Raw genomic sequence first — 12,919 nt, 5'->3', positions numbered from 1 at the left:
GTGCTGGTATTCACCCAGTTCCGCGAGACCACTGAGCCGCTGGCGGCGTTTCTGGGGTCGATCTTTGGCCGCGAAGGTCTGGTGCTCCATGGCGGCACCCCGGTAGCCAAGCGCCGCGAACTGGTCAAGCGCTTCCAGGAAGATGAGTTGATCCCCTTCTTCGTGCTCTCGCTCAAGGCCGGTGGGGCCGGTCTGAATCTCACCGCCGCTTCGCATGTGATCCACTACGACCGCTGGTGGAATCCGGCCGTGGAAAATCAGGCGACTGATCGAGCATTTCGTATCGGCAAGCAGAGGAACGACCTCGAGCAAAAGTTCAACTGCCGTGGCACGATCGAGGACCGTATCGACCAGTTGATCGAAGCGAAGCAGCAATTGGTGAAGGATGTACTGGAGGGCGGCGCAGAACTCCTGCTCACCGAGATGAGCGATCGCGAATTGCTCGATCTCGTCAAGCTAGACGTTCATGCCGCGCAAGAAACCTGACGTCAGAGGAACCGCAGTGGATTACGGTTACGGGGGATGGAAGCCCTATGTGTCTGCCGCCGAGCGCAGAAAAAAGGCGGAACTGGCCGCCGCGACAGCGAAGAAGGCTGGTGCGGTCCTGTCGCCTATCGCGGCGTATCGCGGTGCCATTGCCAAGACCTTCTGGGGCAAGGCCTGGTGCGACAACCTGGAAGGCTACAGCGACTATGCCAACCGGCTGCCGCGCGGCCGTACCTATGTACGCAACGGTTCCGTGATCGACCTTCAGATTACGGCAGGCGAGGTCCGCGCACAGGTCATGGGTTCAAGCCTCTACACGGTTGCGGTGACCGTGACGGCGTGTCCGGCCAAGCACTGGCGAGCAATCGGCGCCGATTGCGCGGGGTCAATCGATTCGATCGTGGAACTCTTGCAGGGCAAGCTGTCGACAGCCGTAATGGAGCGCATCTGCCAACCTGGCACCGGACTTTTCCCGGTGCCGAAAGAAATCAGGTTCAGTTGCAGTTGTCCGGACTGGGCGTCAATGTGCAAGCACGTTGCTGCAGTACTCTACGGGGTCGGTGCGCGGCTCGACCAACAGCCGGAATTGCTCTTTGCCTTGCGCCGTGTCGATGCCAATGATCTCGTCAGGCAGGCCAGCGCTGTCCTGCCCAAATCCACCAAGCGATCCACCACTAGCAAGGTGCTAGACAGCTCGCTCGTTGCCGACGTGTTTGGGATCGAGATGGCCGACGCTTTTGCACCGCCGAAGCCTACTGCCGGACGTAACAAGGCACCGGCAGGAAAGGCGCCCGCGAAGAAGGCGACCAGATCGGCTGCCTCGAAAACTCCCAAGCCACCCGCGAACGCAGAGACTGCTGGGAACAATAAATCGGTAATAAGGAAGTCAGCAGTCAAGTCATCTGCTGCGCCACGCAAATCAACATCTGGCAACGTTGTTGCCGGTAAAGCGAACGTGGCAAACTCGCCTGCCATCCCGAAAAAAGCTGCAACGAGGCAGCGCGCCAGTATTCGATCGGTGAAAGGTTCATCTCGTTGAACCCCGATTTGATCTCGCATGGTTACGCGGGACGGGCGGGTGAACGCCGGTATCTGGTGAGGTCTCGGGAATGCCGAGCCTCGGTGGACTACCCGGTTCGCGATTTCACAGTCCAAGTGTGGCTGTGCGGTCGAGAGCGCGAGCAGTTCGAACGATTCGCCCAGGCCTGGATAGACACGCGGCCGTCCTGGCTGGAGATGGGCAACGGGTCTTGTCTGATGAGGCACTGCGCAACTGGATGCGTGTCCAGAAGAAACTGGAGACTGCCCGGACATGTCCGCGGCAACGCTGAATTCTTCTAACCCGCGCGGTTGCCCTTAACTTTGGTGGTAAGTCTGTAGAGTGAAAAGCATGCAACGCAACTCCATGCCCATGCTTTCGACCATGCAGCTTCCCCTATTCCCCCACGCACCAACACCTTGCACCGATGCCGGCGAGCCGGCCCTACTCCTGATGGGGCTCGGGCACGAAGCTCGACCGGGATGCGCGCGCCATCGACCTATACCGGGGCGTGATGTACGCATCGTATCGGGCGCACGTGCGCAGCGATGCGGCGCCCCGCGTCTTGATCCTGTCCGCGCGTCACGGTTTTATGCAACCCGACACCGAGATCGCCCCCTACGATGAGCGCATGACGCGGCAACGCGCCGACCAGATGCTGGCCGACTTGTCTCGCTACCTGCGGCCGGCTGCCTGGCCAACCCGTGTCGGCTCAGTGCTGCTCGCGGGCGGCGTCGAGTATCGGCGCGTCATGCGCGCCGCGCTGGCCCGCCGGTACGGTCCCCAACTGCCTGCCCTGAAGGAAACCACTGGTGGCATCGGCATGCAGCGGTCGCAACTTGGCGCTTTCCTTGACGGATTGCAGCCGGCGCTCCGCGACCAAATCGGCCAACAAGCCAACGGCACACCGCTCTATCGCGCATACGGATGGATCGAGGCCGGCGCCCTCGCCACCTTGCTCTACTGGGCCGTTCCAGCTCTTCCCTCGCGCCAGGCTCGCGTGCTCTCCGTTTTCAACGGGCCGAGCGGCCCCACCGCCGATGTTGAAGTGGAAGAATTCGTGCGCGGCCGCGCGAAAATCTGCCAGCGTTGGGTCAGCGTCCGGAATCTCCACCCTTCCGCCGAGGTGCCGGCATGAGTGATCTTGACGGACAGCTGCATCGGGATGCGGTTGAGCTTTGCCAAACCGGGCCAGCAACACCCCACAAACTCGTGGCGCTCGCCCATGCAGGGCTGAAGGCGTGGGCGAAGGTCGGCAATCTGCAGTTCCCTCCCGAAAAGCGGTATGCACACTGCTTCAAGAAATCATGCGCTACTGCGCCTGGGAATGCCTGCTTGCGTGCTGCTTCACGCAGGCGGACCGCTTGGAGCGGATCGCGGACATGCTGGACGCGGCCTACCCTCGCTACGCCTGCACCCGCGCAAGACTCGCCGCCCGCCGCAACTGTCCCGTCTCACAGTAAATGGACAACAGGCTCCCGAAAAATCAACAAGTTAGACTCTGTGTCTCAAGATAATTGGACTGGATTCTCACAGTAAGTGGGCTAATGGTGCGACCTGTCTCACAGTTAATGGGTACACGGCGGCGGTGTCCCGGCCAGTTTGTCACGGCAACTATGTTTAGAGGACGGTCTCTCTGCGAGGACCGACCGGCGGACAAACCACGCGCCCGCACGTAGTCTTCTAGACGCACCAGCGAATCCGGCCACACCGGCACCTGCCGGAAGCGATCGCCTTTGCCGCGCACGGTCAGCCACCAGCCCTCCAGTAGCGCCATACCCGGACGCGACAAGGCCTCCCAGCGCAGGTCGCCCGTTGTCGCCGCGAGCAGCTCGGCCAGGCGCAAGCCGGTCTCGTGCAGCAGTGGAAAGGCGAACTGCGGGCGCCGCGACGAGACCGTCGCGGGAAGCTGCGCGAGCTGCTGCAACAGAATTGCCATTGCATTGCCGTCAGGCCTCGCCCCGCGTCGGGCCCCCGCGGCCCTTCGCGGGGCGGCACCACGGCACGCCACGGGTTGCCGATCAGATACCCTTGGTCAACCAGAAAGGCGAACAGGTTGCCCGGCACGCCCAGCGCATACGCAGGAGCGCGGGGACAAGGGACCGGCGAACGGTCGCCAGCTACCTCGCCAGCGCGGCTGCGCGCGCGGGCCACACCAATCCCATGGCGGCGATAGCAGAAAGTCCCGATACGCGAGGCGGTCCTCCACGGTCATCGATGACATCGCACACCGCCGCTCGCACACGGCCCAGAGCAGGCAGCGTTCGGCCTCCTTGCGGTAGGCGCGCTGCGTGCAGGTCGGAGACGCGACCTGGTCGACGGCCTCATCAGCGGATGGCAGGCCCTGACGCTTGCCTGGCCGGCCGCGCGCGGCCAGCCAGGCTTGGATCGCGGCGCGGTCGTCATCGGCCACCAACAGGCACTGACCGCCGTCCGCTGAGCTCATCGGGGATCCTGAGCCGGTCCATCGACATCAAGGCCGACACCGCAGGGGTCGGTAGCGCCGCCTCGGTGACGTGCGGTAGCGTCCGCAGTGCCGAGACGGACCAGGGAGCCACTGCCTCAAAGTTGTCCATCATGAACTGCCCCAGCGCGTGCGCCTTGATCGGCCCGACGCCCGGGATGTCGCGCCATCAGGTGCGTGAATGGCGGCCAGCTGCCGCCGCATCAGCGCCATGCGCCGACGCTGTCGCGCAAGGGCCGGTCCGTAAGCCCACTGATAGGCCGCGAGTTGCTCGGCTTCGGTCAGGCCATCGAGCGCTCGACGTTCGACGAACTCCGCCAGCGACGGCCGGCCCGCCGACAGCGGAACCAGATCGAGACGCAGCAGTCGCGCCAGCCCAAAGCCACCGCCCCGGGCCGCCGCCGCCGCCAGCTCGGCCTGGATCCGCCCGGTCATGCGATGCACTCGCGGGGTGTCGTCAAACGCGCCGGCGTCCGGCAGGGAACGCTCCCAGGCCGCGCGGGGCGACACGCCCCGGGCCACCGCGCGCAGAAAGGCGAAGTGGCCGAGGTGCAGCCGGGCGCGTGTCACACGGTAGTCCCGTTCCGGGCACGCTTCGACGCGGGGAATGGTGGGAAGGGGCGTGGACGCCATGTCCTGCTCCTCGCTGTGGCGTCTGCGTCACGGCGTGGAGAAGGTCGGCAGCGTCGCTGAGTAGAAGCTGGCGGAGTGGGCTTTGGCGTTGGCCTTTCTACGATACAAAATAAGACGCCTTATCTTGCAGTCAATTTGGGCGGAATCGAATGCGCCGGCGCCGGATCGGCAATGGCCGGCTTGCTGACGTCGGGCCGAAGCACGCCATGCAACGTGAGATCAACCCGATGGGTATGTGCCATATAATCCGCTCCAGACAAACTTAGAGGCGGGGTGTCGGTTGATTACCAAGATCAAGATCCGTGGATACCGCATCTACACCGACTTCACGCTGTCGCCTAATGCGAAACTCAACCTGATCGTGGGAGGCAACGAAGCCGGCAAGTCGACGCTGATGGAAGCCATCGCGCTCGCGCTTACCGGCCGCATCGGTGGCCGCAGCGCGAGCGAAGAGTTAAACCCGCACTGGTTCAACGCCGGATTAGTGGCCGAATTTGTCGCCAAGATCGAGCGCGGTGAACGGCCTCGATTTCCCGAGATCCATATCGAGCTGTACTTCGAGAACAAGCCTGAGCTGCAAAGGCTTTGCGGCGCCATCAATACCGAGGTGCCAACCCTGGCCTGCCCAGGCCTGTCGCTGCGGATCATGCCGGATCCCGACTATGCGGACGAGCTGGCCCGGTGGATGACCAAGCCTTCCGCTCTTCTTCCGGTCGAGTTCTACCTTGTTGACTGGCGCTCCTTCGCCGACGAGCGCATCACCAATCGCCCCCGGCAATTGGCGGCTTCCATTATCGACTCGCGGACCGTTCGCTCCTCCAGCGGCGTTGACTATCACCTGCGGCAGATCCTTGGCGACCATCTCGAGCCGCCGGAGCGTGCCGCCGTGTCCCTAGCCTACCGCGAGCTGAAGGAAACCATGTCGACCACGGCACTGAACGCGATCAATAAGCGCATTGGCACGATTCACGCGTCTCTGCACGATCAGCCGATCTCGCTGGCCATGGATCAAAGCGCAAGGACCGCCTGGGACGGCGCGGTGACCCCACATGTCAACGATGTACCGTTCTCGATGTCCGGGCAGGGCCAACAGGCCGCGATCAAGATTTCTCTCGCCCTGAATCGGAATGCCGGCCACGCAGCGTTCGTCATGATCGAGGAACCAGAGAATCACCTTTCCCATACCAGCCTGACCACGCTTCTCTCGCGGATCGAGTCGCTCACCGGCGACCATCAGCAGCTCTTCATCACCACGCACAGCACCTTCGTACTGAACCGCCTCGGTCTCGATGCCATCCTGCTCCTGGCACACGGCAAAGCTTCGAAGATTACGGCGCTGGATCCCGAAACGGTCTCATACTTCCAGCGTCTTCCCGGCTATGACACGCTGCGCATGGCCCTGGCCAAGAAGATCGTCCTCGTGGAAGGGCCTTCTGACGAAATCGTCTTCGAACGCTTCTTCAAAGACATGTTCGCAAAGCGCCCCATGGAGTATGGCATCGACGTGATCAGCATGCGTGGATTATCGCTGGCACGCTGCCTTGAGTTCTGTGCGGCCCTGGACAAACCGGTGGCCGCCTTGCGCGACAATGATGGGACGGACCCCTCCGAACTTCGAACCGGCATTGAGAAGTGGCTCTGCTCAGGCAGGCGGGAGCTATTCATCGGACAAGTGGCGCACGGCCGCACCCTGGAACCGCAAATCGTCCACCACAATGGCGAGGCGACACTGCGCAGCTTGCTTGGCATCACCGCGACCGCGGATCTCCACAAATGGATGAGCCGCGAGAAGACCGAGACGGCGTTCCGAATTGCGAACGCCACGTGCCAGCTTGCGCCTCCCGACTACATGCGCGACGCCGCCGCCTTCATCCATGGCTAACCTGCTCACCCTGGCTGTTGCAGGTTCGCGCAAGACGCAAGGTATCGTCGATCATTGCGCAGGGCTTCCATCGGAGCGCCGCGCCCTCGTCCTGACCTTCACCCAGGCAAATCAGGAAGAACTGGGACGCCGACTAGGGCAGCGAGCGGGCGATCACCTGGGCATCGAAGTTATGGGGTGGTTCACCTTCTTGCTACGGCATTTTGCGAAGCCATTTCTCCCTTTCATGTTTCCGGGCGGGCGGGTTCTCGGGTTCAGTTTTGAGGGACGACCGGACAGGTACGCGACGGGCCTCTCCCGATTCCTCGACCGCAACGGCGCTGCCTACGCGTGCGAGCTCGGGCGGCTTGCCAATGAACTGATAGGCGCCAGCAAAGGCGCCTTACTGAAACGATTGGAGAGCTTGTACGATGAGATACTGATTGACGAGGTACAAGACCTGAGCGCCCATGACTGGGAGATCGTCGACGCCCTATTGCATTCGACTATTCAGATCCGGATGGTCGGTGATATCCGGCAATCCGTTCTGGCGACGAACCCCCGCGGCACCAAAAATAAGCGGTATGCCTATGCCGAAGCGGTTAAGTGGTTCCGTGAGAGAGAACAACTCGGGAAGTTGACCATCAGCGAAAGTGTGGAGACATGGCGGTGCCACCCGAAGATCGCAGAATTTTCCGACACGATCTTCGATCCGAGCTGGGCATTTCCGTCCACAAGATCCCGCAACGAAGTAACGACGGACCACGACGGCGTATTTCTGCTTATGAAGAAGCACGTAGCGGATTACGTGAAACGATTCGCACCACAATGCCTTCGAAGCATGGCGGCCTCTGGCAAAGAGTTCAATCTCGACTTCATCAACTTCAAGGTTGCGAAGGGTTCCACATATACGCGTGTGCTCATCGTTCCTACGGCAGGAATTTCTGACTTCCTGCGTAAAGGATCAATTCTCGAGCCAGTACCCGCGGCAAGTTTCTACGTGGCAGTGACCCGTGCTGAACAAAGTGTGGCCATCGTTATTGACAAAGCGGGCACGTCTGCTTTGCCTTACTGGATTCCGTAACTCCCCGCTCATCGACTTGCATTCACCCCGGCGCAATATCGACACGTTCGACGGCAACTCCCCCGCTAGTGGGGGAGTGTAAGGGCCACGGCACCGCGGTATCGTGACGAGTTTTTGGGTGAACAACTTGAAACGCCGTGGCGAATCCAGAGTGGGAAGCTGGGGCTTGAAGGAAAAACAATGGACCGCACCGAACGACTTCTCGAGCGAGGCTATTTCCCCTCCCAACTACCTCCATCATTCACAACGGAGGATTTGGCAAGAAATCATGGGGCTCTCTATACACAATGGCTTGCTCTTCAGGCGCCCCCCAAGACAGGCCCCAAGATTCCAAAAGCACCGGGCGCTCGGGCAGAGCTCTTCAGCGTCGCTCGGGCCGGTCACCAGCGGCGCATCACGAGCCTGACGAATCCCGTCGCACAAACTTACCTATCGAAGCATATTGCAGAGAATTGGGGCGAGTTGCTGAAGCACTACCGACAGTCCAGGCTATCGGCAAGCCGACCGAGATTCTTGCACAATGGATCTCGAGGAGCAAACATACCTTCGATGCAGTTTCTCTACAATCGCAAGGTCCTGGAATCCGCGGGGTTTAGGTATATGCTTCGCACCGACATTTCGAGATTTTTTCCGACGATTTACACACACTCCGTTCCGTGGGCACTTCACGGTAAGGCCGCGGCAAAGAAAAATCGGAAGGCAACGCCAAAATTCTTCGGTAATCTGTTGGATCTGGCACTTCGTCAGGCGCAGGACGAACAGACATTCGGCCTGCCGATTGGACCGGACACGTCACACATCATTGCTGAAGCCATCGCCACAGCAGTTGATCTGGAGTTGAAAAAGCGATTGAAAGGCCTTCCTGCGGGTTTCCGATATGTCGATGACTACTTCATGTTTTTTGCCACGGCCCGCGAAGCGGAATCGGCACTCGCGGCGCTCATCCGCTCTCTGAAAGAATTTGAGCTTCAAGTCAATTTCGAGAAAACCAAAACATCACCGGTTCTTGAGATAACGGATGATTTCTGGAGCCACAGGCTTCGCAGCTTTTCGATCGCCAAAGCCGGCCCCAAGCAGGTGGCGGACTTCAGCCATTTCTTCGAGTTGGCGAAAGAACTTGCGCGATTAAATGCTGATGAGAGCGTCATGATCTATGCTCTCAAAAAAGCGTCTTCTGTCATTGTCCGGAAGAACAACTGGGATCGCTTCGAAGCTCATGTTTGCCAAGTCGCAATGGGATATCCGAATACCCTTCAAACCGTTGCGAAGATCCTCTCAACCTACAAGAGCGTAGGATATCCACTAGGCAAAACAAGGCTCAGTCGCTTCATCAACGCTTTGATCGAAGATCACGCTCCCCTAGGTCACCACAGCGAAGTGGCTTGGTGCCTGTGGATGGCGAAGGATCTCGGCCTTCACCTTTCTGAGGCAAATATCGATCTTGTCGCAGAAATGCACAGCTCCGTATGCGCGCTGATTCTGATGGATCTCAATAGCACAGGGAGTCTGACTAAGGTACCGAAAAATACATTCTGGAAGGCACAGGAAAAATCCAGTGCACTCTACGATGACTTGTGGCTGCTCGCCTACGAAGCAGGAATTAGAGGATGGGGCGGCTTCGCTAACACGCATATCGCCGCTGATGCAGCTTTCAATTGCCTCCTCGCGCTGAACGTACATTTCTACGATCAATCCGCAACTCTAAAGCCTCTATTCACGGCGAAGCAAGATGCGTTGGCTCGGAAGAATCTTGCCAGGATTGAAGCTCTTTTTGATCTTGACGATGTGGAGGACTGGCTTGACTACGAGGAAGGCGATGGCGGCTACGAGGGTGTCATTTTCTCGTTCGATGGAGACATCGACGGTTTCGACGAGGATGACCAAGAATCCGAGGACGAAAACGAGGAAGCAGAAGATTCCCCCTATTTCTAGCCATCTGCCGATCTGGGCAATAAGCGATCCGTCAAATTGATCATGGCGCTAACAGACAAGACTCCGTGGGATCCAAGCCCCCAACATGTAGCCCGCGTCAAAAACAAGGTACCTGCCCCGCAGGCATGTCCGTACTGCGACAGCCCGGTCCGCATAGTCAATAACAGCGAGATCTACGGCGCATCGTACGGGGAATGGCCGTGGTCCTACGCATGCACACGCTGCGATGCATATGTGGGCATGCACCCGTACACCGCCACTCCGCTCGGGACTCTAGCCAACAAAGCACTTCGGAACGCGCGGAACAAAGCGAAGGCACCTTTTGATCTGCTCTGGAAGCCGAGCACGAAGAAGCGCTCCGCGGCATATCAAGCGCTCGCTGCTCATCTGGCCGTCGATATTGAACAATGCCATTTCGGCTTCTTCGACGAGGCGACTTGCGACAAGGCGTGGCGATGGGCCCTCGAACAAGCCGCTACGCCGGAGTCAGCGCACGATCATGGACGTGACGCGGCGAAGCACGGCGTCCCGATCTCGCAGTGCCCGTTTCAGAACCTCGAGTTGGCCTCTGCCTGGCGCAAAGGTTGGAAAGCACAGCCACTATGGTCGCCCGAGGTACCGGACTAGGTTCTTTCTCCCGCCCGCAGGAGCGCTATACAAGCCGAGGGCCTCAACTTATTGGCTACCAGGCTGAGACCGCCGGTGCCCGCCTCCAAAACACGACTAGGCAATGTCTCTCCGTCGCGCGCGGCAGTTACCGGCATGCGTCCTGATCTACGACGGGATGGTGGTACTTCCTGGCGATTTTTGGTGCCGAATCGCAGACGATTCGAGTGACACGGGTTCACGATTTCGACTGCCTTGAAAGCTGCTGAATCCGAATGCAGCCCCGACCGAGTTGGGCAACTCCCCCTACTTCTTCCGCAAGACACCGTATTTCGGCATCCCGGCACATCGACATAAGATAGTGCAAGGACCATTGATTTTTCATGTCCGACGGTAGCGTTGGTCCAGGCGAAGGCTATGGGGTCGCGATAGCAGACCGCTACGACCCCTTGGGCGTCTGCTCACGAGGGTCGCTCCGGTAGGCTCGGACGCCAAATGGCCAATGAGCTGCAAGTAGCAGCTCATCGCTTTAGGTCCGACTAAGGCATAGGTAATGCGATGCATCGAACGCATCTAACACCTGTCGCAGCAGTGTTCGTGCAGTTTTCCTGTACCCACAGCCTGCAATATTGGATTGGCGTTGACACCTAGTGCCCCCGCGCTCGGCCGTCACGCTGGGGACCACGGCTTATCGAGCGCTGCAGCCAGTCTCTTCCTGAGAACAACGATCTTTTTGCGTTCAGCCCTCAGCGCGCGACGATAGCCCGCTGCTTGTTCCGCATGCGTCGTAGCGCCTCTCGCGGAATACCCATTTCCTCATTTAGTACACCAGGAAGCACGATACCAAGGCGTCCTTCGCGAGCCCAGCGAATGATCGCATCTCGTTCAACTCGCAAGAACTTCGCCGCGACGCTGACACTGGTCCACCGCAAGTCGCATCGATCTCCCCCGTAGCCGTTCGGCACCACAACTCGAACGGAGGGGCAATCTGGAAGAACCCTCTTGGCAAACTTCAACTGGTATTCGCCTCCACAGTACACAAGCGCCACCGCGCGGCGACGTATCCATGTGGGATCCAGCATTCGTCTAACGCACTCGCCGAGTGTCATCCCGTGCCGCATTACAGTTGCGACGTCGATGTAATCATCGACCCTGCTTGTCCTCCTATAATCGCTGAGCAGCACGTCCACTGCCTGATGGGGATACCTGTGCTCTGGTCCATATTTTCTGCAGCCAATTCGCCGAAGCATGCGGGCGATGATTGACACGGGGACATTGAGTTTCTCCGCAATGTCACGAGCTGACTGCCCCCCTTGTCGCGCAAGCCAAGCGCGCTGAAGATCCGTCAGCGAGACGCTCTTCGGCTCATTCTCCCAAATCGTACGGTGCGGTAGGGTGACGACATCTCCTCCCCGGCTGGCAAGCGGCTCGATATCCGCCGGCCAATTAGTCGAGCCACCGAGGAAGATCGGTATCCAATAGCTGAGCACCTGCCCCGCGACCACACCGCTCGCGAAGAATCTTGCAATTGCTGCCTGAAAGTGCTGGTGCAACTCTGAACCTGTCTCTGAGACCCACGAAAATTGCATACTTCGGTACAACTCGATAGCAACCAGCTTCTGAAGCTCAAGGAACTTGCTGTCGTTGACTTCGGCAAATTCCTCTACGAGGAAAGAGACCGGGTCCTTTAAGCTCAAGATTGCGTTACCTGCTGCCGAGAAGGCGCGGGCTTCCCTATCGTCGCGTTTGCCCAACCGTTGACGTGCAGTAACAGCCTCTCCCAACCAGGCGTAGCCAAGCGCCCGTAGAAAGGAGGCGCGTGCCTGTCGCGACAGACCTGTCCATCCACATCGAGTCTTGCCAGTCGGCCCCTCTGATAACAACACATACCGGGTGGCGGCTACCTCGCCGTCATTGGCAACCTCACGCGGCCAGAGTGGCAACGGAAAGCCACAGCTACAATGGCCGAGGTTGCGGCGACGCCAGCTCAACGACCTCCTACAGATGGGGCACTCCGCCACCAGGCGAACTCCATGCAAAAGACACGCGAGTACACCTCGCCGCTGCCACTCGTCACGCCAGACCGGCTCAGCCTGAAAACACACTGGGCAAAAGCACGCAAGGTGGCGAAGCCAATCGAATTCCAGGTTTGGCGTGGCGTGCTCTCTGGGTGAGACTGTCGCCTTCGCGTCCAACTTGATTCCCGTCCGAAGCGTATAACCGCACAGACTCTCATAATCCAAAGCGTGCCGGTCGGAAGTGTGGGCATGCGGTCCAGCCGATGGGTCAGGAAGATGCGCTGCGCGCACTAACGAGGAGCGCCGGTCTTCGATTGACAATGTGGCCAGATTGGTGTATCCGCCAGCCCAAAGCAAATTGCCCATCTCAGAACGTCATGTCCGGACAGAACGGCTGTCCGACTTCATCCAGAAGATGGTGACTGAAGCTGCGGTTGAACGGATTCAACTTCCCAACTCCGTCATGCCAGATCGCCACCGTGAATGCCTTCTCCATCAAGGCCATGGTGAGTTTGTGTTTGGTCGTGTCACTCATTTCAATAGCCTCAATTAGCAGTTTCTTCACGTACCCCAAGGCCCCATGGGTGGCATACCACATGCGCGGTCCGTACAATTCGCCAGCCAGTTCTATCGCGTTTTCAAAGGGCAGCTTTTCCGCTAAGGCTCGCAACACGTCCAAAAAATCATTGGCTCGTCGGCGGATCTGTGGGTGAAAGCGGATGCGCGGCTAGCCGAGTGAATCCCGATTCAGGTACTGATAGAGCTTGCGACAGGTCGCATCAAAGGAATTTTGTGC

12 protein-coding genes are annotated in these 12,919 nt (G+C 59.4%); 8 read left to right on the top strand and 4 right to left on the bottom strand.

All coding sequences use genetic code 11. From position 1 onward, the window contains the following. The 3 genes from ACIP1U_RS32200 to ACIP1U_RS32190 all read left to right on the top strand — a co-directional run. A partial coding sequence (locus ACIP1U_RS32200; RefSeq protein WP_400323888.1) for a helicase-related protein occupies positions 1 to 486 on the top strand: 486 nt, incomplete at its 5' end. Between the two features lie 16 nt (positions 487 to 502). Beyond that, positions 503 to 1,525, top strand: a complete 1,023-nt coding sequence (locus ACIP1U_RS32195; protein WP_400323885.1) for a hypothetical protein — start codon at positions 503 to 505, stop codon at positions 1,523 to 1,525. A 493-nt stretch (positions 1,526 to 2,018) separates the two neighbouring features. Then, entirely contained in the window at positions 2,019 to 2,663 is a 645-nt protein-coding gene (locus ACIP1U_RS32190) for a DUF6884 domain-containing protein (protein WP_400323891.1), read from the top strand. A 348-nt stretch (positions 2,664 to 3,011) separates the two neighbouring features. On the opposite strand, the gene ACIP1U_RS32185 is transcribed toward ACIP1U_RS32190, so the two are convergent. Together ACIP1U_RS32185 and ACIP1U_RS32180 are read right to left on the bottom strand one after the other, a co-directional pair. Beyond that, positions 3,012 to 3,464, bottom strand: coding sequence for a hypothetical protein (locus ACIP1U_RS32185; RefSeq protein WP_400323882.1), 453 nt, complete (start codon positions 3,462 to 3,464; stop codon positions 3,012 to 3,014). Positions 3,465 to 4,100: 636 nt separating this feature from the next. After that, positions 4,101 to 4,622: a hypothetical protein gene (locus tag ACIP1U_RS32180; protein WP_400323880.1), complete on the bottom strand. Its 522-nt coding sequence runs from the start codon at positions 4,620 to 4,622 to the stop codon at positions 4,101 to 4,103. 280 nt (positions 4,623 to 4,902) lie between these two features. Between ACIP1U_RS32180 and ACIP1U_RS32175 the strand changes: the two genes are divergently transcribed. From ACIP1U_RS32175 to ACIP1U_RS32160, 4 genes are all read left to right on the top strand, one after another. Continuing rightward, on the top strand, positions 4,903 to 6,504 hold the full coding sequence (locus ACIP1U_RS32175; RefSeq protein WP_400323877.1) for an ATP-dependent nuclease: 1,602 nt from the start codon (positions 4,903 to 4,905) through the stop codon (positions 6,502 to 6,504). Next, a complete protein-coding gene (locus ACIP1U_RS32170; protein WP_400323874.1) occupies positions 6,497 to 7,567 on the top strand; it encodes a UvrD-helicase domain-containing protein in 1,071 nt (356 codons plus the stop codon). Before ACIP1U_RS32175 ends, ACIP1U_RS32170 begins: the two co-directional genes overlap by 8 nt. A 180-nt stretch (positions 7,568 to 7,747) precedes the next feature. After that, positions 7,748 to 9,499, top strand: coding sequence for an RNA-directed DNA polymerase (locus ACIP1U_RS32165; RefSeq protein WP_400323871.1), 1,752 nt, complete (start codon positions 7,748 to 7,750; stop codon positions 9,497 to 9,499). Positions 9,500 to 9,541: 42 nt separating this feature from the next. Beyond that, entirely contained in the window at positions 9,542 to 10,126 is a 585-nt protein-coding gene (locus ACIP1U_RS32160; RefSeq protein ID WP_400323868.1) for an Rmf/CrpP family protein, read from the top strand. A 725-nt stretch (positions 10,127 to 10,851) separates the two neighbouring features. On the opposite strand, the gene ACIP1U_RS32155 is transcribed toward ACIP1U_RS32160, so the two are convergent. Continuing rightward, positions 10,852 to 11,802 (bottom strand): hypothetical protein, encoded by a 951-nt coding sequence (locus tag ACIP1U_RS32155; protein ID WP_400323866.1) that lies wholly within the window; start codon positions 11,800 to 11,802, stop codon positions 10,852 to 10,854. 336 nt (positions 11,803 to 12,138) lie between these two features. Between ACIP1U_RS32155 and ACIP1U_RS32150 the strand changes: the two genes are divergently transcribed. Then, complete coding sequence (locus ACIP1U_RS32150; protein WP_400323863.1) at positions 12,139 to 12,279, top strand: hypothetical protein; 141 nt, start codon at positions 12,139 to 12,141, stop codon at positions 12,277 to 12,279. A 211-nt stretch (positions 12,280 to 12,490) separates the two neighbouring features. Here ACIP1U_RS32150 and ACIP1U_RS32145 read toward each other — a convergent pair whose 3' ends face one another. Continuing rightward, positions 12,491 to 12,802: a hypothetical protein gene (locus tag ACIP1U_RS32145; RefSeq protein ID WP_400323861.1), complete on the bottom strand. Its 312-nt coding sequence runs from the start codon at positions 12,800 to 12,802 to the stop codon at positions 12,491 to 12,493. Positions 12,803 to 12,919: the final 117 nt, after the last annotated feature.

The sequence above is a fragment of the Cupriavidus sp. NPDC089707 genome (assembly GCF_044748965.1).
Lineage (GTDB): Bacteria > Pseudomonadota > Gammaproteobacteria > Burkholderiales > Burkholderiaceae > Cupriavidus.
The sequence above is the reverse complement of the archived record's forward strand: the minus strand, read 5'-3'. Positions and strand labels throughout refer to the sequence as shown.

Excerpts from the sequence above, each read along its gene's own strand:
- ACIP1U_RS32150 (WP_400323863.1), top strand. The coding sequence starts at position 12,139 with ATGCAAAAGACACGCGAGTACACCTCGCCGCTGCCACTCGTCACGCCA.
- ACIP1U_RS32185 (WP_400323882.1), bottom strand. The coding sequence starts at position 3,464 with ATGGCAATTCTGTTGCAGCAGCTCGCGCAGCTTCCCGCGACGGTCTCG.
- ACIP1U_RS32180 (WP_400323880.1), bottom strand. The coding sequence starts at position 4,622 with ATGGCGTCCACGCCCCTTCCCACCATTCCCCGCGTCGAAGCGTGCCCG.
- ACIP1U_RS32170 (WP_400323874.1), top strand. The coding sequence starts at position 6,497 with ATGGCTAACCTGCTCACCCTGGCTGTTGCAGGTTCGCGCAAGACGCAA.
- ACIP1U_RS32165 (WP_400323871.1), top strand. The coding sequence starts at position 7,748 with ATGGACCGCACCGAACGACTTCTCGAGCGAGGCTATTTCCCCTCCCAA.
- ACIP1U_RS32160 (WP_400323868.1), top strand. The coding sequence starts at position 9,542 with ATGGCGCTAACAGACAAGACTCCGTGGGATCCAAGCCCCCAACATGTA.